Origin of the sequence: Synechococcus sp. CBW1002, assembly GCF_015840915.1 — a bacterium.
Lineage (GTDB): Bacteria > Cyanobacteriota > Cyanobacteriia > PCC-6307 > Cyanobiaceae > CBW1002.
Genome location: NZ_CP060398.1, coordinates 309,003 through 321,859, shown reverse-complemented (window position 1 = coordinate 321,859; position 12,857 = coordinate 309,003). Strand labels below are relative to the sequence as shown.

The following is a 12,857-nucleotide window of genomic DNA, read 5'->3' as shown; positions in this document are numbered from 1 at the left end:
TTCAGATCTTCTTCGCTTCTCTGCTGTCTGCCTGGCGACCAAGCCAGCCCTTGAGCTCCACATAGAACACCGGCACCACGAACAGCGACAGCACAGTGGCGACGCTCAGGCCACCGAAGACCACTGTGCCGAGGGAAATCTGGCTTCGGGCACCAGCTCCGGTGGAGAACACCAGCGGCAGGAACCCCAGCAGTGATGCGGTGGCGGTCATCAGGATCGGGCGCAGTCTTGATCGGGCCGATTCCCGGGCGGCTTCCAAGACACCAATCCCACCAGCCAGCCGTTGATTGGCCAGGTCCACGATCAGAATTCCGTTCTTGGCCGCCAGGCCGATCAGCATGACCAGCCCCACTTGCGCGTAGACGTTCAGCACTTCGCCCCGCAGACTCAGGAACAGAAGGGCCCCCAGCATGGCGGTCGGCACGGTCATCAGCACGATCAGCGGATCGCTGACGCTCTCGTATTGACCGGCCAGCACCAGATACACCACCAGGATTCCCAGGGCGAAGATCGCCAGACCCAGGGAACCGGCCTTGATCTCCTCTCGGGAAATGCCGGTCCAGTCGTAGCCGAGCCCATGGATCTGCAGATCGCGAAACAGGTTCTGCATGGTCATGATCGCCTCACCGGAACTGTGACCCGGTGCCGTGGTCCCCTCGATCTTGATCGAGCGGTAGAGGTTGAAGTGGGGGATCACGGAAGGACCGGTGGTGGGTTCCACCCGGAAGAACTCCGAGAGCACGATCGGTTTGCCGGCGCGGTTGTTCACATACAGCGATTTCAGCCGATCGGGGGTGGCGCGGAAGCCCTGGTCGGCCTGCACGTAGACACGCCGCACCTTGCCGGATTGGAACGTGTCGTTCACATAGCTGCCGCCCATGGTCACGCTCAAGGCCTGCATGGCCTCGCCGAAGTCCACATCCAGGGCCTCCATGCGATCGCGATCCACCTGAACCCGCAGCTTCGGTGACTCAGCCGAGAACTGGGTGAAGGCCACGCCAATCGCCTCCTGGGCATTGGCCTTGCCGATCAACTCGCCCGCGGCCCCGGCGAACCTGCCCAGATCCATGGTGCCGCCGCTCTTGTCCAGCAACTGGAACTCAAAGCCGCCCGAATTTCCATAGCCGATGATCGGTGGAGGCTCCACGACGATCATGCGGGCGTCCTCAATCACCGACAGTTTTCCATTCAGGCGACCCACGATCGCCGCGGCGCTCTGATCAGCCCGGCGGCGCTCCTCCCATGGCTTCAGCCCGAAGAAGAAGAAGCCTCGGTTGGGGGTGTTGCCCTCGAAACCAGCTCCACTGAACAACGCCGCCGTGGCGATATCCGGTTCGCTGCGCAGGATCTCGGCCACTCGTTGGTTGATGTGCTCGGTGTTCGGCAATGAGGTGCCTTCAGGCGCCTGGATGATGCCAAGGGCATAGCCCTGATCCTCCACGGGCACGAATCCGGTGGGGACCCTCGTGAAGGCCACAGCCGTGAGAACAATGCCCCCCAGCAGCAGGCCCATCACCAGACTCCGGTGACTGAGCACCCAGTCGAGGCCGCGGTGATAGCGATGCTCCATCGCGGCATAGAGCAGGTTGAAGCGGCTGAAGATCTCGGGCGTGAACCAGCTCACCAGCAGGCCCAGGGCGGTGCAGAGCACCACGCTGAACGGCTGGACCACCCCGCCGATCAGCATGCCGCTCAGGGCGCCGGCTATGGCCAAGGGCAGCATCAACGGCCTGCCGCTGAGCTTGCTCAGGCCCAGGCCCAGCAGGGATCCGATCACCAGGCCCCCCAGAATCGTGAGCACGCCGCCGCCGCTGAGCAACACTCCGAAGATGAAGCCCAGGGTGGCTCCGCCGATGGCATAGTTCACACGGCTCGGTGCTGCGTTGTCGCGGTCCAGCAGCAGGGCTGCGAGCATCGGCGAAAAGGTGAGGGCGTTGAAGGTGGAAATGGCGATCGCCGCCATGATCGTGACGCCGAACTGTTTGTAGATCGTTCCGGTCGCACCGGGAAAGAACAGCACCGGCACAAAGACGGCGATCAGCACCAGCGAGGTGGCGAGGATCGCGCCGAACAGCTCGTTCATGGCGGCCTGCGCGGCTGCGAGGGCATTCAGGCCCGAGCGCTTCTTGCTCACGGTGTCTTCGATCACCACAATGGCGTCATCCACCACCAGTCCGGTCGCCAGTACCAGTCCGAACAGGGTCAGCTGGTTGAGCGACACGCCCACCAACTTGGCCACGGCGAAGGTGCCGATCAGCGACACGGGAATGGCGATCGTGGGCACCAGCGTGGCCTTCCAGTCCTGCAGAAACAGGAACAGGATCAATACCACCAGCACAATCGCGTCCCGCAGGGCTGCCACCACCCCTTCGATCGAGGCGTTGATGAAATCGCTGTTGTCGTAGACCTTCTCCATCGTCACCCCCACCGGCAGGGTGCCTGCAAAGCCATCGAGCACCTTTTTGACGCCGGTGGACACCTCAAGTGCGTTGCTGCCACTCAGCTGATACACCGCCATCCCCACCGACGGAACACCCTGCAGATCCGTGCTGCTCACGTCATAGCTTTCGCCTCCCAGGGAGACCCGGCCCACGTCCTTGAGGCGTACCAGTCCGCCATTGGCGGTGCGTCGCACCACCATGGTTTCAAACTCCTCCACGGAGGTGAGCCGACCCTGCAATTCAACGCTGAAGGTGTAGGCCTGATCGGATGCCGCCGGTGCACCGCCGATCTGGCCGGCCGGCACCAGACGGTTCTTGCTCGTCAGGGCATCCACCACATCGGTGGCCGTCAGGCCATTGACGGCCAGACTGACCGGGTTGAGCCAGACGCGGATGGCGAGCTGGCGGTTGCCGAAGTAGGTCACATCGCCGACCCCCGGCACCCGCTTGATCTCATCGGTGAGGCCCTGGTCCAGCAGGCCGCTGATCGTCTCAACGCTATAGGGCTTCCTGGCATCGGAGCTGCCGAAGATATAAACGAGCAATATCGAGGTGGAAGCTTTGTTCACCGTGACGCCAGACTGGCGCACCTCCTCCGGCAGCTGGGGTTCTGCTAGCCCCACCCGGTTCTGCACGTTCACCTGGTTGATGTTCTTGTCGCTGTCGTTGGCGAAGACCACCGTGATGCTGCTGCTGCCATCGGAGGCACTGCTCGAGGTGATGTAGTCCATCCCCTCGACCCCGTTGATCTGCTGTTCCAGCACGGAGGTGACGCCCTGCTCGACACTGACCGCATCGGCACCGGTGTAGCTTGCCGACACGCTCACGGTGGGCGGTGCGATGTCCGGCAGGTTCTCGACGGGCAGCAGCGGGATTGAGATCAGTCCAGCGATCACGATCAGCAGGCTGAAGACCGCCGTGAGCACCGGTCGCCGGATGAACTGGTTCGAGAGCGACATGGGGCAGCTGGCGGTTCAGGGCCTGGGCTTGATCGGCAGGCCGTGGCGGAGGTTGATCAGGTTCGAGGTGATCACGGCCTCGCCGGGGCTCAGGCCGCTGAGTACCGGAAAGCGGTCGTTCTGCAGTGGCCCGAGAACCACAGGACGCTGCAGGGCGACGCGCGTGGTGGCCGGCAACTGGGCGAGAGCGGCCAGGTCGGCCCTGTCGGGATTGGCGCGCAGCTGGGCAAGGCTGCCGGGGATGAACACAAAGCTCTGGCCGGCGAGCTGCTGCACGGCCTTGAAAGGTACCGAGAGTTGCTGGCTCTGCTCCAGCACCAATTGGGTGCGGACCTTGACGCCGTTGCGTAATCGGCCTCCCCGATTGTCGAACTCGGCCTTGGCCAGCAGTGTTTGGCTGTCGCCGACGACCGGATCGATCGATTCCACCTGGCCACTGGCCAGGGGCCGGTCGGTGGCCGGATCGGTCAGCAGCACGCTCTGGCCGATCCGCACCCGCTCCGCGTAGACCGATGGCACCTCGATCCTGACCATCAACCGGTCGTTGCTCACGATTTTTGTGAAGGGGTCACCGCTCTCGATCACGTCACCCTGCTTCACCTGCAGGTCGGCGACGATGCCGCTGATCGGGGCGCGGATGTTGCGGTAGCGGCGATCGGCCTCCCTGGCGTTGAGGGCCTCCCTGGAGGCGATCGCCTCCTGGCGAAACTGGTCCCGCTGGATCTGGCTGGCGGCCCCTTGGCGGACGAGCGATTCGTAGCGCTCGTAGTTGAGCTGGTCCGTCGCGGCCTTGGCCCGCAGGTTGACCACATCGGCCTTCTGTTGCTCCTGATCCAGCACCAGCAGCAGGTCACCCTGTTGCACCTGGCTGCCCTGGCTCACCAGGATGTTCACGATCCTGCCGTCCTCCTGGGCGGAAAGCTGGACCAGATCCAGAGCCTCGAGGCTGCTCACCGTCTCAACGCTGGTTCTGAAGGTTGCCAGCTGGGCCGGTTCTGTCTGCACCGGCAGCGGGCCGCCCTGTTGCGCTCGTGGCGGTTCAGAACAGCTGGTGAGCGAGAGCGCCATCAGCCCCATCGCCAGCGGAACACGCAACCGGCGCGGTGCCGGAACGCGCAAGTGACATGCACGCAGCGGCATGGAGAGTGGGCATTGGCTTGCTCCACATCTTGGCGGAAGAGAAGCCCACCCTGTTGTGAGGGATTCGCGGGCCCATGATTCATGGTGGGCTCCAGCAACCGTTGGTGTTGAGCGGATTCGCTCCAGTGGCTCATCTGTGGTGCCACAGCCCGATGCCCCTCAAGTGACTTCCAACCGGGAGCAGCTGGGTCGTGCCTGTCTGCAGTCCCTGGGCATTCTGCCGGGACCCCATGGGAAACCCCACTGAAACCCCGGCCCCAGCTGCCAGCGTCTGCAGCTCCGCCCACAATCCAAGACTCTCAGATCGAACGATCACGGCAGAGCCGACAAACCCCCGGGGGCCAAGCTCCGGGCTTCTGTTGTATTCACCTTGCCCCAGCCTCTCCAGCAGGGGGCGTATCTCCGAGTAGATCCTGCATCACCTCCAACAGCCCATCGGCCAGCGGGCGGCGGCTGCCAAGACGGGCGCTCCAGATCGATCCCGACAGCAGCTCCTCTGCTGTCACCTGCGCCATGTCCTGGCCCTCCTGTAGGTGCAGCTGTTGCAACGGCACTGACAGCTCGGCATGAAAGACATGGGCTGTGCGCCGATGGATGCGGTGCTCCATGGCGTCATGCAAGACCTGGGGTTGCCAGCTGATCTCCTCCAGCAGCAGGGCGCCACGATGCCGGGGCTCTCGTCGCGCAGCTGCATCAGCCAGCGCTCCTGTTGCTGCAGCATCGCGAGGGCGCCTTCAATGCTCATGGCGATGGATCGTGTCGCCGCCGGCCAGCAGAGCCATGCCACCGTTGACGGCCATGAGCTCCTTCTCTGGATCAGCCAACGGAAGTTGCCCAGCGCCGAGAAGACGGTGATGCGGACCGTCAGTCGTCGCGTTCTTTCTTGACGATCTGTCCGGTGGTGGCGTCCACATAGATCTCGAAGCGGCCCGTTGAGCTCTCCACCAGGGCCTCCCAGATCACGCGGCCCTTCTCCCGGTCGAGGTCGATCTCGATCACCCGTCCCCCGGGGACGGCCTCAGTGGCTGTGTTGATGGCCTGCTGCATCGTGATGGCAGGTGCGGGGGCCTGGGCTACGACCCGTGCCGGATCCGGGGTGGTGTCCGCACGGGTCGGGGCCGGTAGCCCGAGGGCCGTCGCCAGAGCGATGGTGGCCACGGAGGAAACGCTTGCCAGAACCCTGATCGGGTGTTTGGTCAGAGGATCCGGGGAGCAAGAGGAGCCCATCGCCAGGAAACCGATCGGGGGATCGTAGGAAGTCTGATCGCTTGGGTGGCGAGGGAGAACGGGCCCGAGGATGGGGGGCCATGGACGAGAACCCCGGTGGATGGGATCTCCCTGCTGCTGCTGCTGCTGGCCCTGGGCCTGATGCTTCTGCTGGATCTGGTGGTGTTCGGGCTGCTGCTGCCCTCCCTGCTGATCCGCACCGTGCTGGCCCGGCGCCATCCGGAGGTGGTGTTCTGCGGAGCGGCGGATCGCAGGCGATTGGCCCTCACCATCGAGCGGGCCGCTCTGCCGGAACGGCTCACCTGGCGCTGGTGCCGCCCCGGACAGGGATGGTTTCACCGGCCGATGGTGGAGTGGCTGCGCGGCCACCGCTGGGTTTCATGCGCTGGTTCGTGCGGATCAACGCCCATCCCGGCGGAATCCTGGTGATGCACGACACGCCGGCCCTGAGTGGGCGAACCCTCCGAGCCCTGCGCCGGATCATTCCCGACCTGCAACGGCTCGGCTACACGTTCGTACCGCTGGCCGAGCTGCTCGATGCGGAGTAACCGCGGCGTCAGGAGGGCGCAGCCCAGAGCCTGAATCCTGCGCAGATGCTCATCGATGCGCGAGTGCCCGCCCGATTGCGTCCGCTCGAGATCTTTGATCCGTCTGGGAAGCAAGACCCCGATCCCATTCTCGATCAGCATGCCGGCGTAGGGAGACGCCAGTGTCCCTACGAGGCTGTGGCCCCTCACCAACTTGTCAAGGTTCATGATCTGGGCTCTCGCAGCTCTTTATCTCATCATCGAGGGTCGCAAGATCACACAACTGCGCCAGCTCACCACCTTCAGCACATTTGCGGTGCTGTTTGTGGTGGGCAACTTTCAGGTCAATGTGGCCCGCTTGCTGCTCAGTGTCAACACAGCCTCCCGCATCGGTGCCGCCGCCGCATACCGAGCTTCCATCCTGATGTTTCTGGCCTCAGTCTTTGCCGTTCTCGATGGCTGCCTGGATCTCGCCATCGCCCGGATGTCACCAGACACGCTGCCGATTCTCCCTCTTCTCATCGTGTTCGGCTGGCTGATCAACCTGGCCTCGGTTGGCATGGCTTTGTGGTCGATGGAGATTTTTCTGCGCGTGATCACACCAGCCCTCCTGCTCAAACGTGACGACTGGAACAACGAAGAAGCCCGGAAATGAATCCAGAACAGTATGGCTGTAGCGCTGTTGTCCAGGGGCGGGACTGGTCTTGTATTTGCCCGATCGTCAGGTGAGCCTGCCGGCTCGGCGGCTCTGCCGCACGTCTTTATCCGGCGAGCTTGGTGCGTTGCTGAAGCTCGAGGATGGCGTTCTGCAGTTGATGAAGTCGTTGCTCTGCTGGTCCAACCAGCTCGATCAATATTGGAGCCTGTTGGGTCGGCATGACATTGAAGCGCCCCTCGCGATAGATCTGCTTGAAGATGGCATCAACATCATCACGGTAGGCATGATCCACCGGTCGGATGCCATCTTCTTCCATCGCCACAGGCCAGGTGTCAGACTTCGGTACGAATGCAAGAATGTCGAGGTGGTCCAGAGACTCCCTTGCGGGAGGAATCATTGAGGCGACAAATTCATCGTCAATGTCGGTAGTTTGTTGGTTTGCGGTGTATTGTGAGTAGGCTAGGTAGTCGACGGGTGCGCGATCGAATATGACGTTATCCGCAGGGCTTGAGTAGCGGTGGATTCGGGAGATGTTGTAGTACATCTGAATTCCATTTTGCAGTCGTGTTGAGTTCTCGCGAAACAGTATCTCGTAGGGGCCGTGCAGTCCCAGTGCTCGGTACGGTTCTTCCTCCTTGTGAAAGGATGGATGGGTGGCGGCCCAGTCGCTGACCACGGTGGATTTCCCCAGTGAGTGGGAGCCTGAAATGGCGATGCGCATGGTAGAAACGATGCCGGGAGGATGTTGTCAGAAATTATTGTAAGCACGGATTCTAAAGTTGTAGTTCAAACGTTCAGCTTGCTTGGGTCAGCGTGCAGCTGATTAAAGTGCAACTGGTTAAAGTGAAGCTGGTCGAGGTGAAGCTGATCATGTGGCCTTCCGACTTGGGATGGGATTGTGTCCCTCAAGTCGTCGATCCAATCCGGCAGACCTTGTCTATCCTTCCCTGATCCAGGTTTGGTGCGTGTTCACGCAACCTGTTCAGGCCTCCTGCAGTACTGCGGAGAATGCAGTGGTGGGCTGAGGCGGGGCAGCGTGTGGAGCGAAGGCTCCCGGCAGGCTCGGCAGGGGAGGTGGCAAAGGCAGGGGTCTCGCCGGCAGTGCATTGCCTGGGCCTGCTGTTCCGGGAACTGGTGTGACTGGAGGTGGTGTTCCAGGTTGGTTCGGGAGGCTTGCCGGGGCTGCCGGCTGCGAAAGCGGCGACGAGCGGGCCCGTCGCTGTCGCGGAGCTGGGGTGGGGAAGAGCTGCCGCAGGCCCTCCAGCCGTGCCTCCCGCGGTTCGCCGCTTTGCTCCCAGAGGCTTTCGAGGTAAAAGAAGGCAACCCCCAGCTGCCGTTCCCTGGCGGCCAGCACCTGGGACTGGATCAAGTCCATCGGTGCGGGTCTGGTGCGCTGACCGCTCATGATGCCGATGCCGGTGGGGATCTTCTGCAGGGTTTCCTGTACCTCCACCCGGCTGAGATGGGGTAGAAAGCTTTCGACATCGGGGCGATAGATCTGGATCAGGATCTCGTCTGCGATGTCGCGTCTCACCCAGGTGAGCCAGTCCTGCAGCTGCAGCTTGTAGGCAAAGTCGTAGTAATTCGGCGACACAGAGAAGATTGCCCCTGGTCGGCGAGCCTCCACCGCCTTCCGCAGCTGGCCCATGAAAGCCGTGATCTTGTCCGCCCGCCATTTCAGCCAGGCAGGATCCTGTGGAGTGGGAGGTGCTGATGCCGTGGAGGGTGCCTTTGAGTTCGGCTTCCTGGTCTCCTTTTCGTACAGCGCCAGCGTGAAGGGGTCGTAGCCGAAGTCCCTCGGCAGGCTCATGTGGTCGTCGAACTGGATGCCGTCCGCGTCGTACTGGCCCATGATTTCCAGCACCAGATCGGTGATCAGCTCCTGCACCTCGGGGCGGAAGGGATTGAGCCAGGACACTTTTCCGGCGGCGCTGATCGAGGTGAGGCCGCCGTCCTGTGTGCGGGTCAGCCAGCCGGGATGCCGCCGGGCCAGGAGTGAATCGGGTGGTGTCATGAAGCCGAACTCGAACCAGGGCACCACCAGAAGGCCATGGGAGTGGGCGGTCTCGATCAACTCGGCGAGGATGTCCTGGCCCTGCAGCCCGCGGTAGGTGAAGGTCTGCAGGCCGCGATCCTCCGAGACGCGGCTGGGGTAATAGGCGAAGCCGGAGTTCCAGACCACCGGATAGAGGGTGTTGAAGTTCAGCTCCGCCAGCTGGGCCACCGTCTGTCGCATCCGCTCCCGGTCCCGCATCACTCCCATGTCGTTGGCGGTGATCCAGACCCCCCGGATCTCGGTGGGACCGCCTGCGGTGGACGGCTGGGCGGCAAGCCGGGCTGGGAAGTGCAGGAGCAGCACCAGTCCCAAGGTCGCCAGCAACAGCAGCACCCAGAGTTGGCGGCCCATGTCGGAGAGTGGGCTGAGGTCAACGAACCCTAAGGCTTTGCTCTGTTGCTGGACTCAGACGGCCGCCAGCTTCTGGGCGCAAGATCGAATCCGCCATCGGCTGGGCCCCGGAGTCCCCTCCATCGCCCTGCCACCACCGCGCACAGCCCCTTGAGCCGACCGTCCATGCCCCTGATGCCGGGTTGATGGTGTCCTTCTCCCTGCTCGTTGAAATTCTGCCCCTTGCGGTGGGGGCGGCAGTGAGCCCATTGGTGCTGATCCTGCAGGTGATGCTCCTGGGCCGAAGCACGCAAGGCCTGGGCCCCAGCTGGGGTTTCGCTGTTGGCGCCACCCTGGTGGTGGCTGGCTGGACCCTGGCCGGATTATTGCTGGGCCATGCCCTGCCGCCCCGCACGCCCGGGCCTGACCCCGTGGCTGCGGTGGTGCACCTCGTGCTGGCGCTGCTGTTGTTGACCCTGGGCCTCGCCATTCAGCAGGGACGCCTCGTCCATTCCTCTGAGGCTGCTGGGCAGCCGGCCCCCACCAGCTTCAGCCGAGGTCTGCTGATCGGAACCGGCAGCATGGCCACCAACCTCACCTCGCTGGTGTTGTTTCTGCCAGCACTGCAGGATCTGGCCCGCGCCCAGCCGCCACTCCCGACCGAAGTGTTGCTGGTGAGTCTGATGGCCCTGATCACCCTGCTGCCCGCCCTGGCTCCACCGGCTCTGGTGTGGCTCTGGGGCGCCCGTGGCCGCCGAGCCCTCGATCGAATGGCGCCCTGGATGGCGCAGCGTCAGCGCCAGATCCAGGCGGTTCTGTGTTTTGGCTTTGCAGGATTCCTGGGGTTGAAGGGCGTCAGCGGCCTCTGAGGTTCCTCAACGGCCGTAGCCGCTCCACAGCTTCAATCGCTCGATCGTCTGCACGCCCTCAAGCCGCTTGCCAGCCATCTCCCAGGTGGGGAAGGCACGGATCTTGGCGTTGATGCAGCGCTGACGGCCGGCATCGTCTTTGTCGCACTCCACATAGGGCAGGCGATTGCCGGCTTCCTTGCCGAAGAGGCTCTTCTGTTTGAAGCAGGCCGGACACCACCAGGCGCCGTAGAACAGAACGCCCTTGGCACGCAGGTGTTCGGTGAGGGCCTTCTGTTCGGCGGTCGAAGCGTAAAGGGCCTCGCCAAGGCTGGGGGTGGTGCTGGCCTTGCCGGAGGGAGCGCTGCCGGCACTGGCCATGCCCACCAGCACGGTGCTGAGGCCGACCAGCAGTCCGGAGCGCAGGGTGCCGCGAGAAAACATGGACGAAACCTGGGCTTGCACGAGCTTAGGAACGGTGGCCTCCCATGCACAGGACTCGCGTTCGGCCTTCCGCCCACCCAGAGGCCGCACAGCATGGGCTGTGGCTGAGACACTGGGGCCGGCCGTTGTTCCGACTTGCCTGCGCTGCGATGAATGCCAACGGCTACCGCGACTACTTCAAGGTTCTGGGCGTGGAGCGCGGTGCCGATGCCGACACCATCAAGAAGGCCTTTCGGCGGCTGGCACGGCAGTACCACCCGGATGTGAATCCCGGAGACAAGAGCGCAGAGGCTCGCTTCAAGGAGGTGAGTGAGGCCTATGAAGTGCTCTCCGATCCCGACAAGCGGCGGCGCTACGAGCAGTTCGGTCAGTACTGGAGCCAGGTGGGAGGGCCCGCAGGGGGCGGTGGGCCCGGCATGGATGTCGACTTCGGCCGTTACGGCAATTTCGACGACTTCATCAACGATCTGCTCGGTCGCTTTGGCGGTTCCGGCGGGGCGCCGGGAGGTTTCGGGTTCGGCTCCGGTTTCCCCGGAGGCTTCGGGGGTGGCTTTCCTGGCCCCGGTGCTGCCACGGCCCGGGGCGGCGCCGCCAATCTCGATGCTGAAGCCAGCCTCAATCTCACCTACAGCGAGGCCTTTCGCGGCTGCGAACGCACCCTCGCGGTGAACGAGGAGCGGGTCCAGGTGCGTATTCCTGCCGGTGTGAAGGCCGGTAGCCGGCTGCGCCTCAAGGGCAAGGGCAATCTCCAGCCCGGCACGGGGCGCCGCGGCGATCTCTACCTGCAGCTCCAGCTGCAGGAGCATCCCGTCTGGAAACTGGATGGGGATCAGTTGCGGGCCGAGCTGCCCCTCAGCCTCGATGAGTTGGCCCTCGGCGGTGAGGTGCGCGTGGCCACGCCCGATGGCGAGGCTGCCGTCCAGGTGCCACCCGGCATGACCCTGGGCCGCAGCCTCCGCCTCAAGGGCAAGGGCTGGCCGGTGAAGGGGGGGCGCGGTGACCTGCTGCTCACACCCGTACTCAAGCTTCCTGAGGCGCTCAGCCCCGAGGAGCGCAGCTTGCTGGAGCAGTTGCGGCAGGCCCGCAGTGCCGATCCCCGCAGCGGCTGGATCCAGTCGGCGAAGCTCTGAGGGTTCCACCACGGCAGTGGTGCAGATCCCTGATCCGTAGGATCCGGCCAGCCCGTTTCCGTCCATGGAGCTCTCCTACCGCCCCCGCCGGCTGCGCCGCACCCCTGCGCTGCGGGCCCTGGTGCGTGAGCACCATCTGGCAGCGGCTGATTTCATCTATCCCCTGTTCGTGCATGAGGGGGCGACCAACGAGCCGATCGGCGCCATGCCCGGCTGCCAGCGTTGGAGCCTGGAGGGTCTGGTGCAGGAGGTGGGCCGCGCCTGGGATCTGGGCATCCGCTGCGTGGTGCTCTTCCCCAAGGTGGCCGATGGCCTCAAGACCGAGGACGGCGCCGAGTGCTTCAACGAGCACGGCCTGATCCCTCGCGCCATCCGCCGGCTGAAGGAGGTGCACCCCGGCATGACGATCATGACGGACGTGGCCCTCGATCCCTATTCCTGCGACGGCCATGACGGCATCGTCAGCGCCGAGGGGGTGGTGCTCAACGACGAGACCGTCTCGATCCTCTGCCGCCAGGCCGTGGCCCAGGCCCGCGCCGGCGCCGACCTGATCGGCCCCAGCGACATGATGGACGGCCGCGTGGGTGCGATCCGCGAGGCCCTCGATGAGGAGGGCTTCGAGCATGTGGGGATCATCAGCTACACCGCCAAGTACGCCTCCGCCTACTACGGCCCCTTCCGCGAGGCGCTCGATTCGGCGCCCCGCGCCACCAACAGCAAGCCGATTCCCAAGGATAAAAGCACCTATCAGATGGACCCGGCCAATGGCCGTGAATCCCTCACCGAAGCCCTGCTTGATGAGCAGGAAGGCGCCGACATCCTCATGGTGAAGCCCGGCCTGGCCTATTTGGACATCATCCATCGGCTGCGGGGCGAAACCGAACTGCCGATCGCCGCTTACAACGTGAGCGGCGAATACGCCATGGTCAAGGCGGCGGCGGAGCGGGGCTGGATCGACGAGCGGGCCGTGGTGCTGGAAACCCTGCTCTGCTTCAAGCGGGCCGGTGCCGATCTGATCCTCACCTATCACGCCTGTGATGCGGCGGCCTGGCTGCGCTGACCCAGCACCCCACGGCACAGTCCACCCTGGCAAGGCC

General features: G+C 64.1%; 12 protein-coding genes. 5 read left to right on the top strand and 7 right to left on the bottom strand.

Features of this window, described 5'->3' with window-relative positions:
- Window position 1: 1 nt before the first annotated feature.
- The 4 genes from H8F24_RS01515 to H8F24_RS01500 form a co-directional block, all read right to left on the bottom strand.
- Window positions 2-3,400, bottom strand: coding sequence for an efflux RND transporter permease subunit (locus H8F24_RS01515; protein WP_197170654.1), 3,399 nt, complete (start codon window positions 3,398-3,400; stop codon window positions 2-4).
- Between the two features lie 15 nt (window positions 3,401-3,415).
- The gene (locus H8F24_RS01510; RefSeq protein ID WP_231598016.1) at window positions 3,416-4,540 is read right to left on the bottom strand and encodes an efflux RND transporter periplasmic adaptor subunit; all 1,125 of its coding nucleotides are present in this window, start codon (window positions 4,538-4,540) and stop codon (window positions 3,416-3,418) included.
- Between the two features lie 365 nt (window positions 4,541-4,905).
- Window positions 4,906-5,148, bottom strand: coding sequence for a hypothetical protein (locus tag H8F24_RS18940; RefSeq protein WP_231598015.1), 243 nt, complete (start codon window positions 5,146-5,148; stop codon window positions 4,906-4,908).
- 256 nt (window positions 5,149-5,404) lie between these two features.
- Complete coding sequence (locus H8F24_RS01500; protein WP_197170653.1) at window positions 5,405-5,698, bottom strand: PepSY domain-containing protein; 294 nt, start codon at window positions 5,696-5,698, stop codon at window positions 5,405-5,407.
- 165 nt (window positions 5,699-5,863) lie between these two features.
- Between H8F24_RS01500 and H8F24_RS01495 the strand changes: the two genes are divergently transcribed.
- Window positions 5,864-6,196, top strand: coding sequence for a hypothetical protein (locus H8F24_RS01495; protein WP_231598014.1), 333 nt, complete (start codon window positions 5,864-5,866; stop codon window positions 6,194-6,196).
- Between the two features lie 324 nt (window positions 6,197-6,520).
- A complete protein-coding gene (locus tag H8F24_RS01490) occupies window positions 6,521-6,949 on the top strand; it encodes a hypothetical protein (RefSeq protein WP_197170652.1) in 429 nt (142 codons plus the stop codon).
- Window positions 6,950-7,055: 106 nt separating this feature from the next.
- Here the strand turns inward: H8F24_RS01490 and H8F24_RS01485 are convergent, their stop codons facing one another.
- Together H8F24_RS01485 and H8F24_RS01480 are read right to left on the bottom strand one after the other, a co-directional pair.
- Window positions 7,056-7,673: an AAA family ATPase gene (locus H8F24_RS01485; RefSeq protein ID WP_197170651.1), complete on the bottom strand. Its 618-nt coding sequence runs from the start codon at window positions 7,671-7,673 to the stop codon at window positions 7,056-7,058.
- 261 nt (window positions 7,674-7,934) lie between these two features.
- Window positions 7,935-9,359, bottom strand: a complete 1,425-nt coding sequence (locus H8F24_RS01480; RefSeq protein ID WP_197170650.1) for a glycoside hydrolase family 10 protein — start codon at window positions 9,357-9,359, stop codon at window positions 7,935-7,937.
- 185 nt (window positions 9,360-9,544) lie between these two features.
- On the opposite strand from H8F24_RS01480, the gene H8F24_RS01475 reads away from it, so the two are divergent.
- Window positions 9,545-10,207, top strand: a complete 663-nt coding sequence (locus H8F24_RS01475) for a GAP family protein (RefSeq protein WP_197156974.1) — start codon at window positions 9,545-9,547, stop codon at window positions 10,205-10,207.
- 6 nt (window positions 10,208-10,213) lie between these two features.
- On the opposite strand, the gene H8F24_RS01470 is transcribed toward H8F24_RS01475, so the two are convergent.
- Entirely contained in the window at window positions 10,214-10,630 is a 417-nt protein-coding gene (locus tag H8F24_RS01470; protein ID WP_197170649.1) for a hypothetical protein, read from the bottom strand.
- Between the two features lie 149 nt (window positions 10,631-10,779).
- Here H8F24_RS01470 and H8F24_RS01465 point away from each other — a divergent pair, with 149 nt between their 5' ends.
- Window positions 10,780-11,760, top strand: coding sequence for a DnaJ C-terminal domain-containing protein (locus tag H8F24_RS01465; protein ID WP_197158896.1), 981 nt, complete (start codon window positions 10,780-10,782; stop codon window positions 11,758-11,760).
- A 64-nt stretch (window positions 11,761-11,824) separates the two neighbouring features.
- The gene (gene hemB / locus H8F24_RS01460) at window positions 11,825-12,820 is read left to right on the top strand and encodes a porphobilinogen synthase (protein ID WP_197170648.1); all 996 of its coding nucleotides are present in this window, start codon (window positions 11,825-11,827) and stop codon (window positions 12,818-12,820) included.
- The last annotated feature ends 37 nt before the right edge of the window (window positions 12,821-12,857 follow it).